General features: G+C 73.0%; 1 pseudogene. It reads right to left on the bottom strand.

What is annotated here, in order from left to right:
• Positions 1–626, bottom strand: a pseudogene (locus tag ACPXCS_RS39620) (IS5 family transposase); the annotation flags it as partial.

The following is a 626-nucleotide window of genomic DNA, read 5'->3' as shown; positions in this document are numbered from 1 at the left end:
GGCGGCTTTGTCGAAGCCGCAGGGCTGTTGGCGGCGCCGTCGTCGGCCCGCGAGCTGGTCGACGCGTTCGGGGATGGTCGCTTTGATTCCGCGTCTGCGCAGGTAGGCGCGGGAGGAGCGGGCCGGGTAGCCCTTGTCGGCGACCACCCGCTCAGGGCGGACGCGGGGCCGTCCCGGTCCGGGCCGGGCGACGCGGATCTTGTCGATGACCGTCTCGGCCTGGGTGCAGTCGTTGCGGGTGCCGGCCGTGACCGTGAAGGACAACGGCCGGCCCCGCCCGTCGCAGGCCAGGTGGATCTTGCTGGTCAGTCCGCCACGGGAGCGTCCGAGCCCACGCTCATCGAGCCCCCTTTGGCGGCCGTGTGCTGATGGGCCCGCACGATCGTGGAGTCCAGCGCGACCATCCAGTCCACCTCCGCCCGCTGCTGGGCTGCGGCCGGGAGTCGGTCGAAGGTGCCGTCGGCGGCCCAGCGGGCGAAGCGTCCATACACGGTCTGCCAGGGCCCGAACCGCTCCGGCAGATCCCTCCAGGGCACCCCGGTGCGGAACTTGAACACGATGCCCTCCAGGACCTGGCGATGATCCCGGGCACCTGCCCCGGGCCCGGCCCGCTGGCGGCAGCAACG

The sequence above is a fragment of the Streptomyces sp. DT190 genome, from assembly GCF_049846985.1.
In the GTDB taxonomy this organism is placed as follows: Bacteria; Actinomycetota; Actinomycetes; order Streptomycetales; family Streptomycetaceae; genus Streptomyces.
The sequence above is the reverse complement of the archived record's forward strand: the minus strand, read 5'-3'. Positions and strand labels throughout refer to the sequence as shown.